Source organism: Streptomyces sp. NPDC002386 (genome assembly GCF_053593175.1).
This window is the reverse complement of sequence record NZ_JBSFBX010000004.1, coordinates 422,293-444,176: the sequence shown is the minus strand read 5'-3', so window position 1 is coordinate 444,176 and position 21,884 is coordinate 422,293. Positions and strand designations below refer to the sequence as shown.

Below are 21,884 nucleotides of genomic sequence, written 5' to 3'. Positions count from 1 at the left end.
TCGCCTGGTGCCGGTGGGAAGCGGGAGGGCGCGGCCCGCCGTGGGGGAAGGGAAGCGGGCCGCGCCGGTTCGGGGGGTGTGTCAGTACGGGCGCTGCATCCGGCGGCGCCACCAGGCGAGGGCGGTGCAGATCAGCAGGATGCCCGCCGCGCCCGAGGCCGCCGAGGCGGCGATCAGCACGGTGTTCCCGGAGCCGGCGGAGCCGGCCCCGGCCGGCCGCAGCGCGTCGCCGAGCTGGCTGCGCACGTCCGCGCCCTTGGTCGTGCCCTTGGCGAGCGCGCCGCGCGAACCGGCGGTGGGTTCGGCCACGTACGGGAAGTACTTCTCGAACTTCTTGTCGTTCTTGTCCACCGCGTCGCCCAGGTCGTTCTTGGCGCCGACCAGCTCGCCCTCCACGACCTGGAGCGCCTCGTCGATCACGTCGTCGGTGAGCCGGCGGCCGTTCGGGAAGCCCGCGTTGTCACCGTCCAGGACACCGAGCCGCTTGGGATGCATGGCCGGCTTGATGGAGGTGTTCAGCCGCAACTGCTCCGAAGGCTTGCCGTTCGGCGGCTGGTTGAGTCCCTTGACGCCCTTGAGGAAGACGTCGACCAGGTCGTTGCGCGGCTCGGCGGGCGCCTTGATCTTGTAGATGCCCTCGATGAGCTTCGGCAGCTCGGGGTTGGTCACGTTCTTCAGGAACTGGGCGTCGTACGCGGGCTGCGACGCGTTGAACCGGTCCTTGTCCTTCTGCGGGTTGACGACCTCGTTCACCAGCGGGTTGCCGAGGCGCGAGACCTGCGAGTAGTAGCCCTGCGCGTTGCGGCGCTGGGTGGTCGACCAGATACCGACGACCGGCTGCTCGCCGGACTCGCGTATCAGGTCGTTGGGGACCTGCAGGGCGATCGTGTTGACGTTGTAGCCCTTGAGCGTGTCCCGGCCGACCTCGGTGAGGTTGCCGCCGTAGAGCAGGTCGAACACCCGCAGGTCCAGGAAGAACGGGTCGTCGGCCTGGCCGGCGAAGGTCGCGGCACCGCCCGCCGCCTTGTACACGGCCTGCGAGCGCAGCTTGCCGTAGTCCGGCATGGACGCCTTGCCCACGTTCGACGGCGCCACCGGCACGTCGTCCGCGACCTTGGTCCGCGACACCTCGTGCTGGTTCCTCGTCCGGATCAGGTCGATGTCGTACGTCTGCGTGATGTTGAGGTCCGGGTCGTCCAGGCTGGTGACGGGACCGGTGTTGTACAGGAACGTGTCGCCGTTCTTCGTGTGCGTCTTGAAGGTGTAGCGGAACAGCAGCTCGCCCTGCGCGTCACCGTTGTTGTCGATGTGGATGTCGTACTGCGCGTCGTCCGCGAACGTGTAGAAGTTCGGGCCGCCCGCCGGCTCCTCGAACGGGATCCAGTCGGCCACGATCGTCGTGGTGTCGGGCTTGTCCGGGCTGACGAACGCGTAGAGGTCCGTGTTGTCGTACTGCGGTGTCCCCGAGATGAGCGGGGCCTCGCGGTGGGAGGAGGCGGAGGCCGCCCCGGGTTCCAGCGTGGCGACGCCGGCGGCTGCGAGCCCCCCGGCGGCCAGCGCACCACAGATGAGCGTGACCAGGCCCTTGCGACCGGTGCCGCTCCTGGAGAAGAGAGGTGTCATGCCGTCCGTCCTCAGTACCCGACTTGCTTTGACGGACGGGTATACGGAGCGGGATCGCCGATCGGATTGGTCGGCCGGAGAATTTCTTTAGGTCCTCCCGGGACCCGCGTTTTCGGCCCGCAGATGCGTATCAACCGCCGGAGGTGTGCGCTCGTGCGGATGCGTGGAGTCAGAGGCGGGGGCCGGTCCGGCTGCGGCCACGGAGGGCGGACCGGCGTGGAGGCGGACGAATTGCTGGTGCTCGTGGCGGGCGGCGACCAGAGGGCGTTCGAGGATCTGTACGCACTGGTCTCCGGCCCGGTGTTCGGGCTGGTGCGGCGGGTGGTGCGCGACCCCTCGCAGTCAGAGGAGGTGGCCCAGGAGGTGCTGCTCGAACTGTGGCGCTCCGCGGGCCGGTTCGACCCCCGGCGGGGCAGCGCCCTGTCCTGGATCCTCACCCTCGCCCACCGTCGCGCCGTCGACCGGGTGCGCAGCGCCCGCGCGGCCGGCGAACGCGAGCAGCGGGAGGCCCTGCGCGCCGGGGAACCGGCCTTCGACCACGTCGCCGAGGAGGTGGAGGCCGGACTGGAGCGCGAGTGGGTGCGCCGCTGCCTGAACCGGCTCACGGCGCTGCAACGCCAGTCCGTCACCCTCGCCTACTACGACGGGTACACCTACCGTGAGGTGGCCGAGCGGCTCTCCCTGCCGCTCGGCACGGTCAAGACCCGGATGCGCGACGGGCTCACCCGGCTGCGCGAGTGCCTGGGAGGTGCCGCGTGAGCGCCCTCGGCCGCCTGCTGGGCCGCGGGGACCTGCACTCCCTCGCCGCCCCCTACGCGCTCGACGCCCTCGAACCCGGCGAACGGCGCCGCTTCGAGAAGCACTTGGGGAAATGCGACCGCTGCGCCGCCGAGACGCGCGCGCTGTCCGAGGACGCGGTACGCCTCGCCTGGTCCACGGCCGCTCCCGCGCCCGCCGCCCTGCGCGACCGGGTGCTGGCCGCCGTCCGCGCCACCCCCCAGGAACAGCCGCCCGCACGGGAGCGCGCGCCCCAACTGCCCCCGCACGTCTGGGGCGGCCAGCCGCCACCGGCGCGCGCCCGTACGCCCCGGACGCGCCCTCTCCTCGCCCCGTTCGCCACGGCGACCGCCGCCGCGGCCCTCGTCGTCGCCTCCCTCTTCGCCGTCCAGGCGAACCGCACCCAGGACCGGCTCGACGCCGAGCAGGTCCGGGCACGTGAGATCGCCCACGTTCTCGCCGCTCCCGACGCCCGGGCCACGGCGAGCGCGGACGCCCGGGGCCGCGGTATCGGAGTGATCGCTTCCGTCTCGGAGGGGCGGGCCGTCGTCACCCTCAGCGGATACGGCACCCCGTCCGGTGGCCGCGTGCACCAGCTCTGGCTCATGCGCCCCCGTGCGCTACCGCGCTCCCTGGGCCTCCTCGCGGGCGACACGCCCTTGGTCGCCAAGGGGCTCGGCAGATCCTCGACGTCACTCGCCGTGACCGTCGAGCCGGGCGGCGGATCGGCACAGCCCACTGGTCAGCCGGTTGCCCAACTCACCCTGAAAGCGGTCGGATTCGGAGAGTAGTCGCCGACGCATGGTCAACCCCCTTACGGGGAAGGTGAATCCTGTGGGCGAGATACACGGGTGCTCCACCGGGGCGATAGGGTTACCCTGCCCGGGCCGGGTGGACTCGTACGGGTGGGGAGTGACATGGAGCAGATAACAGTGCGCAGCAGGGCCAGGGTCCCTGCGATCACCTGCGGGAGCAGCGCGACCAGTTCGCGCCTCGACCGCCATCTGTCGGTGCTGGCGGGTCCCGCCATACCGCAGGTCGAGACGGCCGAGGCCACCTCGCTGATGCGAGAGCTGACGGCACGTGGCACCGCGCACCAGCGCAGCGACCGGGGCCGGCGGGTCAGCCGGGTCTCCCTGTTCGCGCCGCTGCGCCGGCTGCGGCGCTCGCTGTTCGGCGGGCACTGAGCCGGCGCCGAGCCGAGTACCGAGCTAACCCCGCGAGGCCCCGCGGGGTCCCTGAAGCAGGCCGGCGGTCCCGGAACCCGTCCGGGGCCCGCGCTCAGGCCGCCACACCGTCCCGGCGCAACGCTGCGATCTCGTCGTCCGTCATCCCCACGGCACGCAGCAGGGCCGCGGTGTGCTGTCCGAGCGCGGGCACGTCGCCCATCCGTGCCTCGTCCCCGCCCGGCAGCGTGATGGGAGGCAGCAGCGCCTTCAGCGGCCCGACCGGCGTACCCACCCGACGCCACCGCTCCCGGGCCGCGAGCTGCGGATGGTCCGCCAGTTCGTGCAGGTCGCGCAGGCGCGCACAGGCGATCCCGGCCTTCTCCAGCAGGGTCAGCGCCTCGTCGGCGCCGAGCGCCCCGAGCGCGTCCGCGACCAGTTCGTCGGTCCGCCCCCGGTTCGCCACCCGGGCCGCGTTCGTCGCGAACTCCGGGTCCGTCCCCAACTCCGGCCGCCCCATGACCTGTCCGGCCAGCCGGCGCCACTCCCGGTCGTTCTGCACCGACAGCAGCACCCGCCCGCCGTCCGCCGTCGGATAGGCGTCGTACGGGGCGATCACGGCGTGCGCGAGGCCGGTGCGGGCCGGCGGCTCGCCCCCGTGCATCGCGTGGTGCAGCGGATGCCCCATCCACTCCGCGAGCGCCTCCAGCATCGACACCTGCACCGGCCCGCCGCGGCCGGTGGTGCCCCGCCGGACCAGCGCGGCCAGCACACCGGAGAAGGCGTACATGGCCGCCGCGATGTCCGCCGCCGGAATGCCCGCCTTGACCGGCTGCCCGGGCGTACCGGTCACCGACACGAGCCCGGCCTCGCACTGCACGAGCATGTCGTACGCCCGCTTGTCCGCGTACGGGCCCGAACCGCCGTACCCGGAGATGTCCACGGCGATCAGCCGCGGGTGCGCCGCGCACAGCGTGGCCGAGTCCAGCCCCAGCCGGGCGGCGGCCCCGTGTGCCAGGTTCTGCACGAACACGTCGGCCTCCGCCACCAGTTGCCGCACGACCGCCAGTCCCCGCGGGTCCTTCAGGTCCAGGGCGATGGACTCCTTGCCGCGGTTGCACCACACGAAGTGCGAGGCGAGACCCCCGGCGGCGGTGTCGTAACCCCGTGCGAAGTCACCCCCGTCGATCCGCTCCACCTTCACGACCCGGGCGCCCAGGTCGGCGAGCTGCCGGGTGGCGAAGGGCGCGGACACGGCCTGTTCGACGGCGACGACGGTGATGCCCTCCAGGGGCAGCGGCAGATGATCCATGAGCCGGATGATCTCCCCTGACCGGCGGTCCTGTCAGCACCCCGCCACCACGCCCCGTACCGTGACCGCACGGACCGGGACCGCGCGGGACGCCGGCTCGCCCTGATCGCCGAGGTGCCGGCGGCCGTCCGCGGCCCGGGTGCGGCCCGGTGGCCGGACGGCGGACTCCTTCCCCGGCGAGGTCACCCGGGGTCACGCGGACGTCGACCGGTCCGCCCGGCCGCGGGACGCGGCGGCTCTCCGCCCGGCCGGAGGCCGCTCTGCACGACACGACCTAGAGCAGGGCGAACTGGCCGTCCGGGCCCTCCTCCCGGTGGTCCAGGACCGAAGCGGGGCGGCGGGCGGAGGCGGGGACCGGGAGGACGCCCGCGCGGCGCAGCTCGGCCGCGGTGACCGGTGAGGTGACCTCCAGGGCGGCGCGCAGCGGTCGCAGTTCCGCCAGCAGGGACAGCACCGTGATCAGCTCCAGCAGCTCCGAGGTCCAGGCCTGCGGCCAGGCGGCGGGACGGATCGCTGCCAGGGTGCCCGGATCCGCCGCGGCGGTGCGGGCCGCGAACCAGGCCTCCAGGACCCGGACCCCGCCCACCTCGTGGTCCCAGGCCTCCGGCGGCACGGGGGAGACCCGGCCCCCGTCGAGGTGCAGCGCCTCCTCCTCGCGGTCGTAGTGCAGGGTGAGGGGCCGCGCGGGCAGGGGAGCGCGGACGTAGGGGCGGCGGCCGCCGGGCAGTCTGGGGCGTTCGCCGTCGCGGCGCATCAGCCACAGCACGCGGCGGCCCACCTCCACGCCGGCGTCCCAGACACCGGCGTCCCGGGTGAGCGGGACGGTGAGGCCGGGGCGGACCGCCGCCAGGATCCAGGCCAGGACGTCCGTTGCCGTGGGGCGTTCTCCCAGCAGGCTCGCCATGTGGTCCAGCAGACCGGGCGCCAGGTTCGGCTCCGTGCCGTCCGGGCGGCGGTACAGCGGCCGGACGCGGCCGGGGCGCAGCAGCGGCAGGAGCGAGGTCGCGAGCAGCGGACCGTCGTCGCCCGTCTCGACCACGAACACCTGCCGCTCGCCCGCCACCCGCCACAGCTCCGGCCGGGCCACGTCGAGCAGCCGGTGGTCCGGGATCAGCCACTGCTCGTCGAAGGGCGCCGCCAGCACCCGTACCGGCTCGGCGCAGGGGCCCTCGGCGCGCGCCAGCCGTTCGGTGCCGGAGGACTGGCCGGGGAGCTGGCCCACCGCGGAGTGCGCCGTGCGGGAGCGGGTCGGCTCGAACAGGGTCTCGCGGTCCTGGCCATGGGCCCTGAGCAGTGCCTCCCAGCGGGCCCGCAGGGAGGCGGGATCGGGCGCCGTCGGCCAGGCGCGGCCCGGCCGCGGCGGTGCGACGGACCACGGCATGAGGTCCGCCAGCGGCGGAGCGTCGTCGTGCGTCACGCTGGGCATCGTAGAGCCTGCCGGCGACGGCCGGGTCAGGTGGCGTCCAGGGTCACCGTGAAGGAGAAGCGGTCGCCCCGGTAGTGGATGACCACCACGTCCAGCGCCCGGCCGGCGGCGTCGTAGGTCACGCCCGTGTAGTGCAGGATCGGGCTGAGCAGCGGCACCTGGAGCAGCCGCGCCGTCTCCGGGTCGGCGAGCCGGGCCTCCACGGTGTCCGTGATGCGGCTGATGTCCGCGCCGACGACGTCCCGCAGCACCTTCGTCATCGGCCAGCGGACCAGGTCCCGTACGTCGATGCGCGCGGCGAGTTCGGGGCGGACGTGGTTGCGGGCGTGGTTGGTCGGCTCGCCGGTCTTCTCGTCGCTGCGCAGCCGGTGGTACGTGGCCACCTCCGCCAGGTCCGGGAAGTACTCGGCGAGTTCGCCGGTCACGGGCGTGCTGCCCTGCTCCAGCAGTTCGGTCGTCATGCCCGACTGCTGGGCGACGATCGCGTCCACCGAGCCCAGCAGCCGCACCGGGGCGCCGCGTCGCGCGTCGGGCTCGATGAACGTGCCGCGCCGCCGGTGCCGGCTGATCAGCCCCTCGTCCTCCAGTTCCTTCAGCGCCTGCCGCATGGTGAGCACGCTCACCCCGTAGTGCTCCGCGAGCCGCTCCTCGGTGGGCAGGCGCAGCGGGTCCCGCGGTGAGCGGCCGAGTATCGAGGCGCGCAGCGACTGCGACACCTGATACCACAGCGGCAGCTTGCGGTTCAGGACGATCGAATCCGGGGCGAAGGAGGTCACGGGCCTATCCGTACCTGTTCGGGATCGTTCGGTGCAACGGAGCCGTCACCGTGCGCGGAAGTGACGTTCGAGGCCCTGCCAGACGTCGTCGTACCGCTGCTGGAGGTGTCCGGCCCCGGCCGCCTGCGGGGCGAGCGTCAGCGGCCAGCGGGTCTCGAACATGAACGCCAGCCCGTCGTCGACCCGGTGCGGCTTCAGCTCGGCCGCGCTCGCCCGGTCGAAGGTCTCCCGGTCCGGGCCGTGCGCCGACATCATGTTGTGCAGCGAGCCGCCGCCCGGCACGAACCCCTCGGCCTTGGCGTCGTAGGCGCCCTCGATGAGGCCCATGTACTCGCTCATCACGTTCCGGTGGAAGTACGGCGGACGGAAGGTGTCCTCGCCCACCAGCCAGCGCGGCGCGAACACCACGAAGTCGACGCCGGCCAGGCCCGGGGTGTCCGACGGAGAGGTCAGCACCGTGAAGATGGACGGGTCGGGGTGGTCGTAGGAGATGGTGCCGATCACATTGAAACGGCGCAGGTCATAGACGTACGGCACGTGGTTGCCATGCCAGGCGACCACGTCGAGCGGGGAGTGGTCGTACGTGGCGGTCCAGAGGTTGCCGCAGAACTTGTTGACCACCTCCACCGGTCCCTCTACCTCCTCGTACGCGGCGACCGGCGCCCGGAAGTCCCGGGCGTTGGCCAGTCCGTTGGCGCCGATGGGCCCGAGGTCGGGGAGCTGGAACGGCGCCCCGTAGTTCTCGCACACATAGCCGCGGGCCGACTCGTCGAGCAGTTCCACACGGAAGCGCACCCCGCGCGGGATCAGTGCCACATGCGCGGGCTCCACATGGAGTCGGCCGAACTCGGTGTGCAGCAGCAGGCCGCCGCGCTCCGGCACGATCAGCAGCTCCCCGTCGGCGTCCGAGAAGACCCGCTCCATCGAGGCGTCGGCGTGGTACAGGTGCACGGCCATGCCGGTCCGCTGGGTCGCGTCGCCGTTGCCGCCCAGCGTCCACAGGCCCGCCAGGAAGTCGGTGCCGGCCGGCGGCTCGGGCAGCGGGTTCCAGCGCAGCCGGTTGGGGTCGGGCACGGTCTCGGTGAAGGGCGCCGTGCGGATCGCGCCGTTGCCGGTGCGGGTGAACGCGGGGTGCGCGGCCGACGGACGGACGCGGTACAGCCAGGAACGGCGGTTGTGCGCCCGCGGCTCGGTGAACGCCGTGCCGCTGAGCTGCTCGGCGTACAGGCCGAGGGGCGCCCGCTGCGGCGAGTTGCGGCCCTCGGGCAGGGCGCCCGGCACCGCCTCCGAGGCGTGCTCGTTGCCGAACCCCGTCAGGTACGGCAGTCCCTCGGCGGTCTTCCGTGCGTCCCCGCTCATTGCTCGCTCCCTTGCGCTGCTAATTCCTATGCATCACCGTAGGAATGGTGGAGGCCGGGCGCAAGGGGGTGCCGGGTTCCCGCGCCGGGTCCACCCGAAGGGGTGGGCCGGGAACCAGACTTCAGGGGGATCCGGGGTGACGGGGCGGTGTTCTAGCCTCCCGGGCATGTCATGGAGGTCATGGACGCGCGGGACCCTGACCGCGCTCGCGGTCACGGTCCTGCTGCCGCTGGGAGCGGGGGGCTGCGGGACCGGCGAGGCGCGCGACCGCACCGGTGCCGTCGCGCCGTCGCCGGTGGGCGAGGTGCTGGACGGCACGGACGAGGCCGGCCGGCACCTGCGCGAGGCCGGCGGCGCGGGCGCCCCGGAGGTCGCCGTCGAGGTGGCCCCGGCCGCCGCGGGCGGCTGGGACGTCCGGCTGACGCTGCGCCACTTCCGCTTCTCCGCACCGCACGCCCGGCCGCGGGCGGTGCCCGGGCGCGGGCTCGCCCGCCTCTTCGTCGACGGCCGCCGGGTGACCCGGCTGCGCGCGCGGGAGTACCACCTGGACGGCCGGCTCGTCCCGCACGGCACCCACCACGTCACCGCCCGTCTGTACGCCGACGACGGCACGGTGTGGGCCGTGCGCGGCGAGCCGGTGCAGGGCACCGCCGACATCACGGCCTCCGGCGCTGAGACGCGGCCGGTCACGGACACCGGTGCCGCCGGGTCCTGAGCGCGTCCGGGCCCGCGCCCCCGTCCGGTGAGCGGCGGGGACCGCCCTCTCCGCCCCGCAGGCCGGCGCGGCGGCCCCGGCCCGGTGGCCCCGGCGGGCACCGCGGCCGCCCTGTCCCGCACGCCGATGAGTGCAACGGCCACCCTTTTCCGTACTGGGGGGCGAGGTTCACCCGGCCCCGGCGGAGAGGCATCATGAAGTCCGTGCCCCACGCGACATCGCTGCGCCGCGCGCCCGTCCAGCGGCGCAGCGCCGAACGGCTGACCCGGATCCTCGACGCCTGCGCCGACCTCCTCGACGAGGCCGGCTACGACGCCCTGAGCACCCGGGCGGTGGCCGCGCGCGCCGAGGTGCCCATCGGCTCGGTCTACCGGTTCTTCGGCAACAAGCGGCAGATGGCCGACGCCCTCGCCCAGCGCAACCTGGAGCGGTACAGCGAACGCGTCAGGGAACGGCTGGAGGACGAGCGGCGGGGCGACTGGCGGGCCGCCGTGGACGCCGTGCTGGACGAGTACCTGGCCATGAAGCGCACCGCGCCCGGCTTCGCCCTCGTGGACTTCGGCAACCAGATCCCGGTCGGCGCCCGGCAGGCGGAGCCCAACACCCGGGTCGCCGACCGGCTCACCGACCTGCTCTCCGGCTACCTCGGCCGCACCCCCGGCGAGGATCTGCGCCGCGTCTTCCTCGTCGCCGTGGAGAGCGCCGACACCCTCGTGCAGCTCGCCTTCCGGGTCGATCCCCAAGGCGACGAGGCGATCATCCGCGAGACCCGCGAGCTGCTGCGGGCGTACCTCGGACGCGTCCTCGACTGAACCCGCCCCGCGGCCGGGGCGTCGCGGGGGCTCCCCTCCATGCCTACCGGTCGGTATGCTCACCCCCCGAGCCCGCCGGAGCCCGCCCGGGCCGACCGGGGCGGGCCCGGCACCGCCGCCGATCCTCCGGGAGGACCCGTGCCCCGCACCGCCCTGCGAATCTGTCCCCTGTGCGAGGCCACCTGCGGGCTGACCCTCACCGTCGAGGGCACCCGGGTCACCGGTGCCCGCGGCGATCGCGAGGACGTCTTCAGCAAGGGCTTCATCTGCCCCAAGGGCGCCTCCTTCGGCGCCGTCGACGGCGACCCCGACCGGCTGCGCGCGCCGCTGGTCCGCGAGGACGGCGCGCTGCGCGAGGCCACCTGGGAGGAGGCCTTCGACGCGGTCGCGGCGGGTCTGCGCCCGGTCGTCGAGCGGTACGGGCCCCACGCCCTCGGAGTGGTCCTCGGCAACCCCAACGTGCACACCATGGCCGGTGCCCTCTACCCGCCGGTCCTGCTGGCCGCCCTGCGCACCCGCAGCCTGTTCACCGCCTCCACGGTCGACCAGATGCCCAAACACGTCTCCAGCGGCCTGCTCTTCGGCGACGCGAACGCCATCCCGGTCCCGGACCTCGACCGCACCGACCACCTGCTGCTGATCGGCGCCAACCCCGTGGAGTCCAACGGGAGTCTGTGCACCGCCCCGGACTTCCCCGGCAGGCTGAAGGCCCTCCGGGCCCGCGGCGGCCGGCTCACCGTGGTGGACCCCCGCCGCACCCGCACCGCGAAACTCGCCGACCGGCACCTCGCGATCCGCCCCGGCACCGACGCCCTGCTGCTCGCCGCGCTGGCCAACGTGCTGTTCGAGGAGGAGCTGACCGACCTCGGCGCGCTCGCCCCGCACGTCCAGGGCGTGGACGAACTCCGCGCGTCCATCGCTGACTTCACCCCCGAGGCGGTGGCCGGCGCCTGCGACCTCGACGCGGACCTCATCCGCACCCTCGCCCGTGAACTCGCCGCCGCCCCCACCGCCGCCGTCTACGCCCGCATCGGGAGCTGCACCGTCCCGCACGGCACCCTCGCGAGCTGGCTGGTCGACGTCCTCAACGTCCTCACCGGCAACCTGGACCGGCCGGGCGGCGCCCTCTTCCCGCAGGCCGCCACCGACCGGACACCCCGCCCGGCCGGCCCCGGCCACGGTTTCGCCCTCGGCCGCTGGCACTCCCGGGTGCGGCAGCTGCCCGAGGCGAAGGGCGAGTTGCCGCTCTCCGCGCTCGCCGAGGAGATCGACACCGCGACCGACGAGGGCGAGCCGGTCCGCGCGCTCGTCGTCGTCGCGGCCAACCCGGTGCTGTCCGCGCCCGACGGCGACCGCCTCGACAAGGCCCTGGACTCGCTGGACTTCATGGTCAGCGTCGACCCGTACCTCAACGAGACCTCCCGCCACGCCGACGTCGTGCTGCCCCCGCCGCCGCCCTCGCAGAGCCCGCACCACGACTTCGCCTTCAACACCCTCGCCGTGCGCAACCAGGTCCGCTACAGCCGTCCCGCCGTCCCCCTCGAACCCGGCCGGATGGCCGAGACCGAGATCCTCGCCCGGCTGGTCCTGGCCGCGACGGGCATGCACGGCGCCGACCCGGCCGCCGTGGACGCGATGGTCGTCGACCAGACCCTCGGCAAGGCCGTCCAGGAACCCCACTCCCCGGTGCACGGCCGCGATCCGGGGGAACTCGCCGCACAGCTCACCGGGGAGAGCGGCCCCGAGCGGCGGCTCGACCTGATGCTGCGCCTCGGCCCCTACGGCGACGGCTTCGGCGTCCGGCCCGACGGCCTGACGCTGCGCAGGCTGCTCGACCACCCGCACGGCATCGACCTCGGCCCGCTGCAACCGCGCCTGCCGCAGCCCCTGAAGACCGTGAGCGGCAAGGTCGAGCTGCTGCCCGCGCCGATCGCCGGGGACCTGCCCCGGCTGCGCGAGGCCCTGCGCGAGCGCCCCGCCTCACTGGTCCTCGTCGGCCGCCGCCACCTGCGCTCCAACAACAGCTGGATGCACAACGTGCCCGCCCTCACCGGCGGCAGCAACCGCTGCACCCTGCAGCTGCACCCGCGCGACGCCGCCCGCCTCGGCATAGCGGACGGCGAACCGGTGCGGGTCAAGGGCGCCGGGGGAGCGGTGACCGCGCCCGCCGAGGTCACCGACGCGGTCCGGCCGGGTGTGGTGAGCCTGCCGCACGGCTGGGGCCACGACCGCCCCGGCGTCCGGCTGCGCCACGCCGGCACCGACCCCGGCGTCAACGTCAACCAGCTCCTCGACGGCAGCCTGCTCGACCCGCTCTCCGGCAACGCGGTCCTCAACGGCGTCCCGGTCGAGGTGACGGCCGTGCCCGACGATCTCACCACGCTGACCTGAGCAAAGCTGTGACCTGGACTTTCGCGCTTATTGCTCGCGTGTCAACCACTTGTTAACGCCGTTTGACCGGACCTAACGTCGTCGCACCGCCGGCCCCAGGTGGGATGTTCAAGGGCGAACGTTAGGTATCCACATGCTGACCATCCTCGGCTTCGCCATGATCGCGACCTTCCTGGTCCTGATCATGCTGAAGAAGATGTCGCCGATCGCGGCGCTCGTGCTCATACCGGCACTCTTCTGTGTCTTCGTGGGCAAGGGCGCCCACCTCGGCGACTACGTCATCGACGGCGTCACCGGACTCGCCCCCACCGCGGCGATGCTCATGTTCGCGATCGTCTACTTCGGTGTGATGATCGACGTCGGCCTCTTCGACCCGGTCGTCCGGGGCATCCTGAAGTTCTGCCGGGCCGATCCGCTGCGGATCGTCGTCGGCACGGCCGTCCTGGCGGCCATCGTCTCCCTCGACGGCGACGGCTCCACCACCTTCATGATCACCGTCTCGGCGATGTACCCGCTGTACAAGCGGCTGAAGATGAGCCTGGTCGTGATGACCGGCGTGGCGGCCATGGCCAACGGCGTGATGAACACCCTGCCGTGGGGCGGGCCGACCGCGCGCGCCGCGACGGCGCTGAAGCTGGACGCGAGCGACATCTTCGTCCCGATGATCCCGGCCCTGGCCGCGGGCCTGCTGTTCGTCCTCGTCCTCGCCTACGTCCTCGGCCGGCGCGAGCGCGGCCGGCTCGGCGTGCTCACCCTGGACGAGGCGCTGGTGGAGGCGCCCGACGCGGAGACCGTGCTGGTCGGCGCCGGTTCCAGCGGCACCCCGAAGCGCACCGGGGGCTCCGGCACCGGCACCGGCACCGGCGGGAGCCTGCCCGCGGCGCCCGAGGACGAGGGCTTCCAGGGCCTCGACCCCGCCCGCGCGACCCTGCGGCCGAAGCTGTACTGGTTCAACGCGCTGCTCACGGTCGTCCTGCTGACCGCCATGATCATGGAGTGGCTGCCGATCCCGGTGCTGTTCCTGCTCGGCGCCGCGCTCGCGCTGACCGTCAACTTCCCGCACATGCCCGACCAGAGGGCCCGGATCGCCGCGCACGCCGAGAACGTCCTCAACGTCTCCGGCATGGTCTTCGCCGCCGCCGTCTTCACCGGCGTGCTGCAGGGCACCGGCATGGTGGACCACATGGCCGAGTGGCTGGTGCGCAACATCCCCGACGCGATGGGCCCGCACATGGCCCTCGTCACCGGCGTACTGAGCATCCCGCTCACGTACTTCATGTCCAACGACGGCTTCTACTTCGGCATCCTGCCGGTGCTCGCCGAGGCGGGCCAGGCCCACGGCGTCTCCACCGTGGAGATCGCCCGCGCCTCGATCGTCGGCCAGCCGCTGCACATGTCCAGCCCGCTGGTCCCGGCCGTGTACGTCCTCGTCGGCATGGCCAAGGTCGAGTTCGGCGACCACACCCGGTTCGTCGTGAAGTGGGCCGTCCTCACCTCGCTGGTGGTGCTCGGCGCGGGCGCCGTCCTCGGCATCCTCTGATCCGCCGGACGGTCAACGGCAGGTCTCCCGGAAGGAGAAGGTCTCATGGCGCCCGGTGGGAACCGCGGCTGGCTGCTCCGCCTCGTCGTCGCCTTCGGTCTCGCGCAGGGGGCGGTGTCGATGGCCCGGCCCGCCGTCTCCTACCGGGCGCTCGCGCTGGGCGCCGACGAGCGGGCGGTCGGCGTCATCGCCGGGGTGTACGCCCTGCTCCCGCTGTTCGCGGCGGTGCCGCTCGGCCGCCGTACCGACCACGGCCGCTGCGCACCGCTGCTGCCGGCGGGCGTCGTCCTCATCTCCGGGGGCTGCGTACTCAGCGGACTGGCCGACTCCCTGTGGGCGACGGCCCTGTGGAGCGGGGTGATGGGGCTCGGGCACCTCGGCTTCGTGATCGGCGCCCAGTCGCTGGTGGCCCGGCAGTCCGCACCGCACGAACAGGACCGCAACTTCGGGCACTTCACCATCGGCGCCTCCCTCGGCCAGCTCGTCGGACCGGTCGCCGCCGGCGCCCTCATCGGCGGCCCCGACATGGCCGGCAGCAGCGCCCTCGCCCTCGTCGTCGCGGGCGCGGGCGGGGCGCTCGCGCTCACCTCGCTGTGGCGCGTCGAGGACCGCACGGCGGTCGACTCCCCTTCGCCCAGGGGCGGCAGAGTGCCGGTCGGCGGGATCCTGCGTGCCCGGGGCGTGCCCGCGGGGATGCTCGTCAGCCTCTCCGTGCTCTCCGCCACCGACATCCTCACCGCCTATCTCCCGGTGGTCGGCGAGCACCGGGGCATCGCGCCCGCGGTGATCGGTGTCCTGCTCGGTCTGCGCGCCGGGGCCACCATCGCCTGCCGGCTCGTCCTCACCCCGCTGCTGCGGCTGCTGGGCCGTCCGGCGCTGCTCACGGCGACCTGCTTCCTGGCGGCCGTTGTGTGCGCGGGGGTGGCCGTGCCGGTGCCGGTGTGGGCGCTCGGAGCGATGCTCACCGTCCTCGGTTTCTGCCTCGGTGTCGGACAGCCGCTGTCCATGACGACGGTCGTCCAGGCCGCCCCGGCCGGCGCCCGCTCCACCGCGCTCGCCCTGCGCCTGACCGGCAACCGGCTCGGCCAGGTCGCCGCCCCGGCCGCCGCGGGCCTGGTCGCGGGCGTGGCCGGGGTGGCCGCGCCGTTCGTGATGCTGGGCGCGTTGCTGCTGCTGTCCTCGGCGGTGGCGGTGCGGTCGCCGGAGGGCGGAAAGCGGCCCCCCGAGGCCGATCCGGCCGCGGAGACGGGCCGGAAGGCAACGGCGTTGCGCCGCACGAGCGATATCTGACGGCGCGTCCGGCGTTGGTGCCGCGGGCCGTGGAGCGCATGCGTGAGAGTCCAGAGGAGAGCGATTTGTATGAAAATCGTCTAACTCGGAGGAGCTTGCATGCCCACCCTGACACTTCCACGGACCTTCTCCCGCGCGGGTGCCACCGTCGTCCTCACCGCCCTGGCCGCGGCAGGCGCGTCATGGGTGGCGGCGCCGGCGGCGACGGCGGTAGGGGAGAACGGCGACATCCGGATCCACAACGCGCGCTCCACCAACCCGCCGTCGTTCATCGGCTCGGCGAAGGACGACCCGGTGGTCTGCAAGTTCTTCCTCGAGGCCGTCAACTTCGACGCGCTGCCCGCCATCACCTACACCATCACGCCCCAGCCGCCGCTGCCCACCGCCGCCACCGTGACGGGCAGCATCCAGCTCGCCGGCGGCGCGGGCCACACCGACCCGCTGGGACTCGCGGACGGGCAGTACAAGATCAGCTGGACCGTGGGGACGCCCCCGGCCCTGAAGGAGAAGGTCTTCCGCGTCAACTGCCGGGACGGCCGGGCGGAGGGGCAGCAGGGCCCGGGCGGTCAGATCGAGGACCACCAGCAGAACAACGGCCAGCAGAACCACGACCAGCAGAGCGACTCGGCCTGGGGCTCGGGCGGCGACCACAACGACGGCCCCAAGGGCGGCGTGCACGCGGGCGGCGGCGGCCTCGTCGACACGACGGGCGCGTTCTCTCCGGTCGCGGCCGCCGCGGCCGTCGGACTGGTCGCGGTCAGCGGCGCGGTGTACATCCGGCTGATCCGCCGGCGGCCCCATGGTGCCGCGTAGGCGCCGACCCAGGCCGTGGTACCGGACCCGTGCCTACCGCCTCGCCAGGACGGCCCTGCTCGCGGGCGTCCTGGTGACGGTGGGGGTCCGGTGCGGCGGACCGGACGGTCCGGCCCAGGCGGGTGGCCGGACCGGCGGTGACGGACGGCAGGGGGAGTCGGACCAGGCGCCCCCGCCCCGCCCTCTGTCCACCCGGTCCCGGCCGACGGACCTGCGCATCCCGTCCCTCGGCATCGACGCCCCGGTCATGGGCCTGCGACTCGACCGCGAGCGGCAGTTGTCGACACCGCCGCTGGACCGCCCGAAGGAGGTCGGCTGGTACCAGGACGGTCCCACGCCCGGGGAGACCGGCACCGCCATCGCCGTCGGACACCGCGACACCCGGACCGGTGCCGCCGTCTTCGCGGCCCTGGCCCAGGTCGAGCCGGGCAAGCCGATCGAGGTCAGGCGCGCGGACGGCCGTACCGCCGTCTACAGCGTGGACCGGGTGAAGGTGTACGACAAGGCCGGCTTCCCCGACAAGGAGGTCTACGGCTCCTCCCGGCGCCCGGAGTTGCGCGTGCTCACCTGCGGCGGTCTGTACAGCCGGCGCACCGGCTACACGAGCAACGTGGTGGTCTTCGCCCACCTCACCGCGACCGGCTGACCCCCCGGCGCCGCCTCCCGCCGCCCGCACGGGGCGGCCCGGAGCCCGAACCCGCCCCTCCGTTTCGGCGCCCGCCTGGGGCGCGGTTCCGGACATCGTCACCACTCTTCCCCGGCCGGGCACATTCCGTTAACTTCCGTGACTCGTGGGGCCTGTCGTCCCCTTCCCGCCGGCCACGCGGCGGGAACGCGACGGCATGCCCCTGGGCCCCGTACGTCCGCACGGGGCCCCGGACCACGGAGCAGCGGCGCTCCGCACAGCCCCCGGGGGCAGCACCCATGACACGCGCCATCTCTCTGCACGACGTGAGCAAGTCCTACGCCCGGGGCCCCCGCGTGGTCGACCGGGTCTCGCTGGACATCGCACCCGGCGAGTTCCTGGTCCTGCTCGGCCCCTCGGGCTGCGGCAAGTCCACCGTGCTGCGCATGATCGCCGGACTCGAGGAGATCGACGCGGGCGAACTGCTCCTCGACGGCGAGCACGCCAACGACTGGCTGCCCGCCGAGCGGGACATCGCGATGGTCTTCCAGAACTTCGCCCTCTACCCGAGCATGACCAGCCGCGACAACATCGGCTTCCCGCTGCGCATCGAGGCACCCGCCGCCGACCCCGCCCCGCGCGTGGACGCGACCGCCCGCATGCTCGGCATCGAGGACCTGCTCGACCGGTTCCCCGGCCAGCTCTCCGGCGGCGAACGCCAGCGGGTCGCCATGGGCCGGGCCATCGCCCGGCACCCCTCCGCGTTCCTGATGGACGAGCCGCTGTCCAACCTCGACGCCAAGCTCCGCAACCACCTGCGGGCCGAGATATCCCAGCTCACCCGCGAGCTGGGCGTGACGACGGTGTACGTCACGCACGACCAGTCCGAGGCGATGTCCCTCGGCGACCGGGTCGCCGTGCTGCGCGGCGGGGTGCTCCAGCAGGTCGGCACCCCGCGCGAGGTCTACGCGCTGCCCCGCAACGTCTTCGTCGCCGCCTTCATCGGCACCCCGCGCATCAACCTGCTGCGCGGCCTGGTCCGGGCCCCGCTCGACGGCGCCATGACCATCAGCCTCGGCAAGCAGTACCTGCGCCTGCCCGAACCCCTGTCCCTCGACCACCAGTTGCTCCGCGTCCAGCAGGGCCGCGAGATCATCGTCGGGCTGCGCTCGGAGGCGGTGCGCATCGCCAAGCACAGCGCCGCCCGGCCCGGGGAGGTGCCGCTGACCGGGCTGGTGGAGCACATGGAGTTCCAGGGCCACGAGACCCTCGTGCACTTCAACACCGGCTCGCGCCCCGCCGTGGTGCCCGAGCTGGAGGCGCCGCGCCCGGCCGCCCGGGCCGCGCGCCGCCGCCGGCGGGAGGGCGTGGGTGTGCTGGACCGGCTGCGGGAGCGGGCCGGGTCGCTGCGGGCCGGTCCGGTGGTGGTGCTGGAACAGTCGCAGGAGACCGTGCCCGAGCCGGCGCCGCCGGAGGGCCGGCTCCCCGGCGACCTGGTGGTCCGCACCACCCCCGACATCCGGCTGCGCCACGGCATGCAGGTGCCCCTGCTCGTCGACCTCGCCCACCTCTTCGTCTTCGACCAGCACGGCGACCGCATCTGCCCGGCCCCGGCCCGGCTGCCCGACCTGGGGGAGTGAGCCGCCGCCGGTCCGGCGATGATGTCCGGGTACGTCCGGGTGCCGGGGAGCGCCGGCGCCCGGGCGCGTCTGGCGCGCGAAAACTATCGCCGCTAGTTTGTGTGCCGGACGACGGACACCCGCCGGGAGGAAGCAGCATGAAGGCACATGACGGCCTGTACATCGACGGCGCCTGGCGCCCCGCCGCCGGCCGGGACGTGATCGAGGTCGTGAACCCCGCCGACGAACAGGTCATCGGCAGGGTCCCGGCCGGTGACGCGCTGGACGTCGACACCGCCGTACGCGCCGCCCGCGCCGCCCTCGCGGGCTGGGCGGCCACACCCCCGGCCGAGCGCGCCGCGCGGCTCACCGCCCTCCGCGACGTCCTGGTGGCCCGCAAGGACGAGATCGCCGAGACGGTCACCGCCGAGCTGGGCTCGCCCCTGCCGTTCTCGCAGGCCGTGCACGCGAGCGTGCCGATCGCGGTCGCGGGCTCCTACGCCGAGCTGGCCGCGGCCCACACCTTCGAGGAGAAGGTCGGCAACTCCACCGTGCTGCACGAGCCGGTCGGCGTGGTCGGTGCGATCACCCCCTGGAACTACCCGCTGCACCAGATCGTCGCCAAGGCCGCCCCGGCGCTCGCCGCGGGCTGCACCGTCGTCCTCAAGCCCGCCGAGGACACCCCGCTCACCGCCCAGCTCTTCGCCGAGGCCGTCCACGAGGCCGGCTTCCCGGCCGGTGTCTTCAACCTCGTCACCGGTCTCGGCCCGGTCGCCGGGCAGGCGCTCGCCGAGCACCCGGACGTCGACCTGGTCTCCTTCACCGGTTCCACGGCGGTCGGCCGGCGGATCGGCGCGACGGCCGGCGCCGCGGTGAAGAAGGTGGCGCTCGAACTGGGCGGCAAGTCCGCCAACGTCATCCTGCCGAGCGCCGACCTCGCCAAGGCGGTCAACGTCGGCGTCGCCAACGTGATGTCCAACTCCGGCCAGACGTGCAGCGCCTGGACCCGGATGCTGGTCCACCGCGACCAGTACGACGAGGCCGTCGAACTGGCCGCGGCCGCCGCCGCCAAGTACGGCGACCGGATCGGCCCGGTCGTCAACGCCGGACAGCGGGCGCGCGTGCTCGGATACATCGAGAAGGGCGTCGCCGAGGGCGCCCGCCTGGTGGCGGGCGGCCCCGGTGCACCGCGCGAACGCGGTTACTTCGTCAGCCCGACGGTCCTCGCCGACGTCACACCGGAGATGACCGTCGCCCAGGAGGAGATCTTCGGGCCGGTCCTGTCCGTCCTGCGCTACGAGGACGAGGAGGACGCCCTGCGCATCGCCAACGGCACGGTGTACGGGCTCGCGGGCGCCGTCTGGGCCGGGGAGGAGTCCGAGGCGGTGGCCTTCGCCCGCCGTATGGACACCGGCCAGGTCGACATCAACGGCGGCCGGTTCAACCCGCTCGCCCCGTTCGGCGGCTACAAGCAGTCCGGGGTCGGCCGGGAACTCGGCAGCCACGGACTGGCCGAGTACCTCCAGACCAAGTCCCTGCAGTTCTGAGGAGTCAGCGAGCCATGGCCGTACGAGCCGCCGTCCTGCCCGCCATCGGCGCCCCCCTGGAGATCACCGGCATCGAGCTGCCCGACCCGGGCCCCGGACAGGTCCGCGTCCGCCTCGCCGCCGCCGGCGTCTGCCACTCCGACCTGTCCCTGTCCAACGGCACCATGCGGGTGCCGGTCCCGGCGGTCCTCGGCCACGAGGGCGCCGGCACCGTGGTGTCCGTGGGGGAGGGCGTCACCCATGTCGCGCCCGGTACCCCCGTCGTCCTCAACTGGGCGCCCTCCTGCGGCACCTGCCACGCCTGCGCGCTCGGCGAGGTCTGGCTGTGCGCCGACGCCCTGTCCGGCGCGGCGGGTGTGCACGCCCGCACGAGCGACGGCACCGAGCTCCACCCGGGCCTGAACGTCGCCGCGTTCGCCGAGGAGACGGTGGTCGGCGCGTCCTGCGTGCTGCCCCTCCCCGACGGCGTCCCGCTCACCGACGCCGCCCTGCTCGGCTGCGCGGTCCTCACCGGCTACGGCGCCGTCCACCACTCGGCCCGGGTCCGGCCCGGCGAGACGGTCGCGGTGTTCGGCGCCGGCGGCGTGGGCCTCGCCACGCTCCAGGCGGCCCGCATTGCCGGTGCCTCCCGGATCATCGCCGTCGACGTCTCGCCGGAGAAGGAGGAACTGGCCCGCGCGGCCGGCGCCACCGACTACGTCCTCGCCTCCGACGGCACCGCGCGCGAGATCCGCGCCCTCACCGGCAGGCAGGGGGTCGACGTCGCCGTGGAGTGCGTGGGCCGCGCGGTCAGCATCCGCGCCGCCTGGGACTCCACCCGCCGGGGCGGCCGGACGACCGTCGTCGGCATCGGCGGGAAGGACCAGGAGGTCACCTTCAACGCCCTGGAGATCTTCCACTGGGGCCGCACCCTGTCCGGCTGCGTCTACGGCAACTCCGACCCGGCCCGCGACGTCCCGGTCCTCGCCGAGCACGTGCGGGAGGGCCGGCTGGACCTGTCGGCGCTGGTCACCGAGCGGATCGCGCTCGAGGGCATCCCGGCGGCCTTCGAGAACATGCTCGCCGGCAAGGGCGGCCGCGCGCTGGTGGTGTTCTGAGCGACCGGCGCCCGCCGGTTCAGCGGACCTTCTCGGGTCGCGGCTCCCCGGCCGCGACCCGGCGCGACCGTCCGGCCGTCCGGGACCGCGACACCGCCACACCTGCCAGGCACAGCGCCCCGCCCACCAGCGTGAGCGCTCCCGGGACCTCGCCGAGCACCAGCCACGACATCAGCACGACCAGCGCCGGCACGGCGTAGGTGGTCGCGCCCATCCGGCTGGCGGTGGTGCGGGCGAGGGCGTAGGCCCAGGTCGTGAAGGCCAGCGCGGTGGGGAAGACACCGAGGTAGACCATGTCGAGGGTCGCCGACACGGGTGCGTGGGCCGCGTCGCTCACCAGCTGTCCGGCGAACGGCAGGCAGACCACGGCGCCGACGAGGCACCCGAACGTGGTCACCTGCAGGGCGCTCGCCTGCCCCAGGGCGGGCTTCTGCGACACCACCCCGGCGGCGTACGTCACGGCGGCGAGCAGACACGCCACCACCCCGAGCAGCGAGGCCCCGCCGCCCCCGGACGACATCGAGAGACCCACCGTCACGGCACCGGCGAAGGACACGGCCATCCCCGCCAGCAGCCTCGGCGGCATCGGATCACCGAGCAGCCGGGACCCGAGCAGGGCGATCAGCAGCGGGCCGACGTTCACCACGAGGGCGGCCGTCCCGGCGTCCACCCGCTGCTCGCCCCAGTTCAGGGCGACCATGTAGAACCCGAACCAGAGCACCCCGGAGAGGGCTATGCCCCGCCAGGCCGATCTGGGCGGCAGCCCCTCCCGCCGTACGACGCACAGGGCGCCCAGGGCCAGCGCTCCGGCCAGCAGCCGCCCGAGCGCCAGCGCCCCCGGCGAGTAGGCGTCACCGGCGCTGCGGATCGCCACGAAGGCGGAGGCCCAGAGCACGACGGTGAGGGCGGCAGCGGCGGCGGGCAGCAGGGGGTGACGTGGGGCGTTGCTCATCATGCTCCTGAGGCTGGGCGGGACGATGCGGTTGCGGCCGGCGG

At 73.9% G+C, this 21,884-nt stretch carries 19 protein-coding genes; 13 read left to right on the top strand and 6 right to left on the bottom strand.

The genetic code is table 11. The features are described from left to right. Positions 1-81: 81 nt before the first annotated feature. Entirely contained in the window at positions 82-1,623 is a 1,542-nt protein-coding gene (locus ACWCPN_RS11705) for a DUF4331 domain-containing protein (protein ID WP_451204449.1), read from the bottom strand. Between the two features lie 216 nt (positions 1,624-1,839). Here ACWCPN_RS11705 and ACWCPN_RS11700 point away from each other — a divergent pair, with 216 nt between their 5' ends. From ACWCPN_RS11700 to ACWCPN_RS11690, 3 genes are all read left to right on the top strand, one after another. Further along, positions 1,840-2,382 carry a sigma-70 family RNA polymerase sigma factor gene (locus tag ACWCPN_RS11700; RefSeq protein ID WP_365123065.1) on the top strand — a complete coding sequence of 181 codons (543 nt, stop codon included), beginning with the start codon at positions 1,840-1,842 and terminating at the stop codon, positions 2,380-2,382. Beyond that, positions 2,379-3,191, top strand: a complete 813-nt coding sequence (locus ACWCPN_RS11695) for an anti-sigma factor (RefSeq protein WP_451204447.1) — start codon at positions 2,379-2,381, stop codon at positions 3,189-3,191. The genes ACWCPN_RS11700 and ACWCPN_RS11695 overlap by 4 nt, the downstream gene beginning before the upstream one ends. Before the next feature lie 126 nt (positions 3,192-3,317). Then, complete coding sequence (locus tag ACWCPN_RS11690) at positions 3,318-3,587, top strand: hypothetical protein (RefSeq protein WP_451204445.1); 270 nt, start codon at positions 3,318-3,320, stop codon at positions 3,585-3,587. 94 nt (positions 3,588-3,681) lie between these two features. Here ACWCPN_RS11690 and ACWCPN_RS11685 read toward each other — a convergent pair whose 3' ends face one another. From ACWCPN_RS11685 to hmgA, 4 genes are all read right to left on the bottom strand, one after another. Beyond that, entirely contained in the window at positions 3,682-4,878 is a 1,197-nt protein-coding gene (locus ACWCPN_RS11685; protein WP_451204443.1) for a CaiB/BaiF CoA transferase family protein, read from the bottom strand. A gap of 274 nt (positions 4,879-5,152) precedes the next feature. Next, on the bottom strand, positions 5,153-6,304 hold the full coding sequence (locus tag ACWCPN_RS11680; RefSeq protein WP_451204441.1) for a type ISP restriction/modification enzyme: 1,152 nt from the start codon (positions 6,302-6,304) through the stop codon (positions 5,153-5,155). A 26-nt stretch (positions 6,305-6,330) separates the two neighbouring features. Further along, complete coding sequence (locus ACWCPN_RS11675; RefSeq protein WP_451204439.1) at positions 6,331-7,080, bottom strand: GntR family transcriptional regulator; 750 nt, start codon at positions 7,078-7,080, stop codon at positions 6,331-6,333. Positions 7,081-7,125: 45 nt separating this feature from the next. Continuing rightward, a complete protein-coding gene (gene hmgA / locus ACWCPN_RS11670; protein ID WP_451204437.1) occupies positions 7,126-8,439 on the bottom strand; it encodes a homogentisate 1,2-dioxygenase in 1,314 nt (437 codons plus the stop codon). Between the two features lie 166 nt (positions 8,440-8,605). Here hmgA and ACWCPN_RS11665 point away from each other — a divergent pair, with 166 nt between their 5' ends. The 10 genes from ACWCPN_RS11665 to ACWCPN_RS11620 all read left to right on the top strand — a co-directional run bounded on the left by ACWCPN_RS11665 (position 8,606) and on the right by ACWCPN_RS11620 (position 20,888). Further along, on the top strand, positions 8,606-9,154 hold the full coding sequence (locus ACWCPN_RS11665; protein WP_451204435.1) for a hypothetical protein: 549 nt from the start codon (positions 8,606-8,608) through the stop codon (positions 9,152-9,154). Positions 9,155-9,348: 194 nt separating this feature from the next. Continuing rightward, a complete protein-coding gene (locus tag ACWCPN_RS11660; RefSeq protein ID WP_451204433.1) occupies positions 9,349-9,966 on the top strand; it encodes a TetR family transcriptional regulator in 618 nt (205 codons plus the stop codon). 138 nt (positions 9,967-10,104) lie between these two features. Then, positions 10,105-12,357 carry a molybdopterin oxidoreductase family protein gene (locus ACWCPN_RS11655; RefSeq protein ID WP_451204431.1) on the top strand — a complete coding sequence of 751 codons (2,253 nt, stop codon included), beginning with the start codon at positions 10,105-10,107 and terminating at the stop codon, positions 12,355-12,357. Between the two features lie 133 nt (positions 12,358-12,490). Continuing rightward, positions 12,491-13,897: a CitMHS family transporter gene (locus ACWCPN_RS11650; RefSeq protein ID WP_451204429.1), complete on the top strand. Its 1,407-nt coding sequence runs from the start codon at positions 12,491-12,493 to the stop codon at positions 13,895-13,897. A gap of 45 nt (positions 13,898-13,942) precedes the next feature. Next, entirely contained in the window at positions 13,943-15,187 is a 1,245-nt protein-coding gene (locus tag ACWCPN_RS11645) for an MFS transporter (RefSeq protein ID WP_451204427.1), read from the top strand. A 99-nt stretch (positions 15,188-15,286) separates the two neighbouring features. Beyond that, a complete protein-coding gene (locus ACWCPN_RS11640; RefSeq protein ID WP_365122519.1) occupies positions 15,287-16,000 on the top strand; it encodes a hypothetical protein in 714 nt (237 codons plus the stop codon). Beyond that, positions 15,987-16,646, top strand: a complete 660-nt coding sequence (locus tag ACWCPN_RS11635; RefSeq protein WP_451204425.1) for a class F sortase — start codon at positions 15,987-15,989, stop codon at positions 16,644-16,646. Before ACWCPN_RS11640 ends, ACWCPN_RS11635 begins: the two co-directional genes overlap by 14 nt. A gap of 278 nt (positions 16,647-16,924) precedes the next feature. Then, complete coding sequence (locus tag ACWCPN_RS11630; protein WP_451204423.1) at positions 16,925-18,265, top strand: ABC transporter ATP-binding protein; 1,341 nt, start codon at positions 16,925-16,927, stop codon at positions 18,263-18,265. Between the two features lie 137 nt (positions 18,266-18,402). Further along, entirely contained in the window at positions 18,403-19,791 is a 1,389-nt protein-coding gene (locus ACWCPN_RS11625) for an aldehyde dehydrogenase family protein (protein WP_451204421.1), read from the top strand. 14 nt (positions 19,792-19,805) lie between these two features. Then, complete coding sequence (locus ACWCPN_RS11620; RefSeq protein WP_451204419.1) at positions 19,806-20,888, top strand: Zn-dependent alcohol dehydrogenase; 1,083 nt, start codon at positions 19,806-19,808, stop codon at positions 20,886-20,888. A 19-nt stretch (positions 20,889-20,907) separates the two neighbouring features. On the opposite strand, the gene ACWCPN_RS11615 is transcribed toward ACWCPN_RS11620, so the two are convergent. Next, positions 20,908-21,843, bottom strand: coding sequence for a DMT family transporter (locus ACWCPN_RS11615; RefSeq protein WP_451204417.1), 936 nt, complete (start codon positions 21,841-21,843; stop codon positions 20,908-20,910). Between the last annotated feature and the right edge of the window lie 41 nt (positions 21,844-21,884).

Excerpts from the sequence above, each read along its gene's own strand:
- ACWCPN_RS11705 (WP_451204449.1), bottom strand. The coding sequence starts at position 1,623 with ATGACACCTCTCTTCTCCAGGAGCGGCACCGGTCGCAAGGGCCTGGTC.
- ACWCPN_RS11640 (WP_365122519.1), top strand. The coding sequence starts at position 15,287 with ATGCCCACCCTGACACTTCCACGGACCTTCTCCCGCGCGGGTGCCACC.
- ACWCPN_RS11630 (WP_451204423.1), top strand. The coding sequence starts at position 16,925 with ATGACACGCGCCATCTCTCTGCACGACGTGAGCAAGTCCTACGCCCGG.
- ACWCPN_RS11620 (WP_451204419.1), top strand. The coding sequence starts at position 19,806 with ATGGCCGTACGAGCCGCCGTCCTGCCCGCCATCGGCGCCCCCCTGGAG.
- ACWCPN_RS11685 (WP_451204443.1), bottom strand. The coding sequence starts at position 4,878 with ATGGATCATCTGCCGCTGCCCCTGGAGGGCATCACCGTCGTCGCCGTC.
- ACWCPN_RS11615 (WP_451204417.1), bottom strand. The coding sequence starts at position 21,843 with ATGATGAGCAACGCCCCACGTCACCCCCTGCTGCCCGCCGCCGCTGCC.
- ACWCPN_RS11690 (WP_451204445.1), top strand. The coding sequence starts at position 3,318 with ATGGAGCAGATAACAGTGCGCAGCAGGGCCAGGGTCCCTGCGATCACC.
- ACWCPN_RS11635 (WP_451204425.1), top strand. The coding sequence starts at position 15,987 with ATGGTGCCGCGTAGGCGCCGACCCAGGCCGTGGTACCGGACCCGTGCC.
- ACWCPN_RS11660 (WP_451204433.1), top strand. The coding sequence starts at position 9,349 with ATGAAGTCCGTGCCCCACGCGACATCGCTGCGCCGCGCGCCCGTCCAG.
- ACWCPN_RS11665 (WP_451204435.1), top strand. The coding sequence starts at position 8,606 with ATGTCATGGAGGTCATGGACGCGCGGGACCCTGACCGCGCTCGCGGTC.
- ACWCPN_RS11645 (WP_451204427.1), top strand. The coding sequence starts at position 13,943 with ATGGCGCCCGGTGGGAACCGCGGCTGGCTGCTCCGCCTCGTCGTCGCC.
- ACWCPN_RS11625 (WP_451204421.1), top strand. The coding sequence starts at position 18,403 with ATGAAGGCACATGACGGCCTGTACATCGACGGCGCCTGGCGCCCCGCC.
- hmgA (WP_451204437.1), bottom strand. The coding sequence starts at position 8,439 with ATGAGCGGGGACGCACGGAAGACCGCCGAGGGACTGCCGTACCTGACG.
- ACWCPN_RS11650 (WP_451204429.1), top strand. The coding sequence starts at position 12,491 with ATGCTGACCATCCTCGGCTTCGCCATGATCGCGACCTTCCTGGTCCTG.
- ACWCPN_RS11680 (WP_451204441.1), bottom strand. The coding sequence starts at position 6,304 with ATGCCCAGCGTGACGCACGACGACGCTCCGCCGCTGGCGGACCTCATG.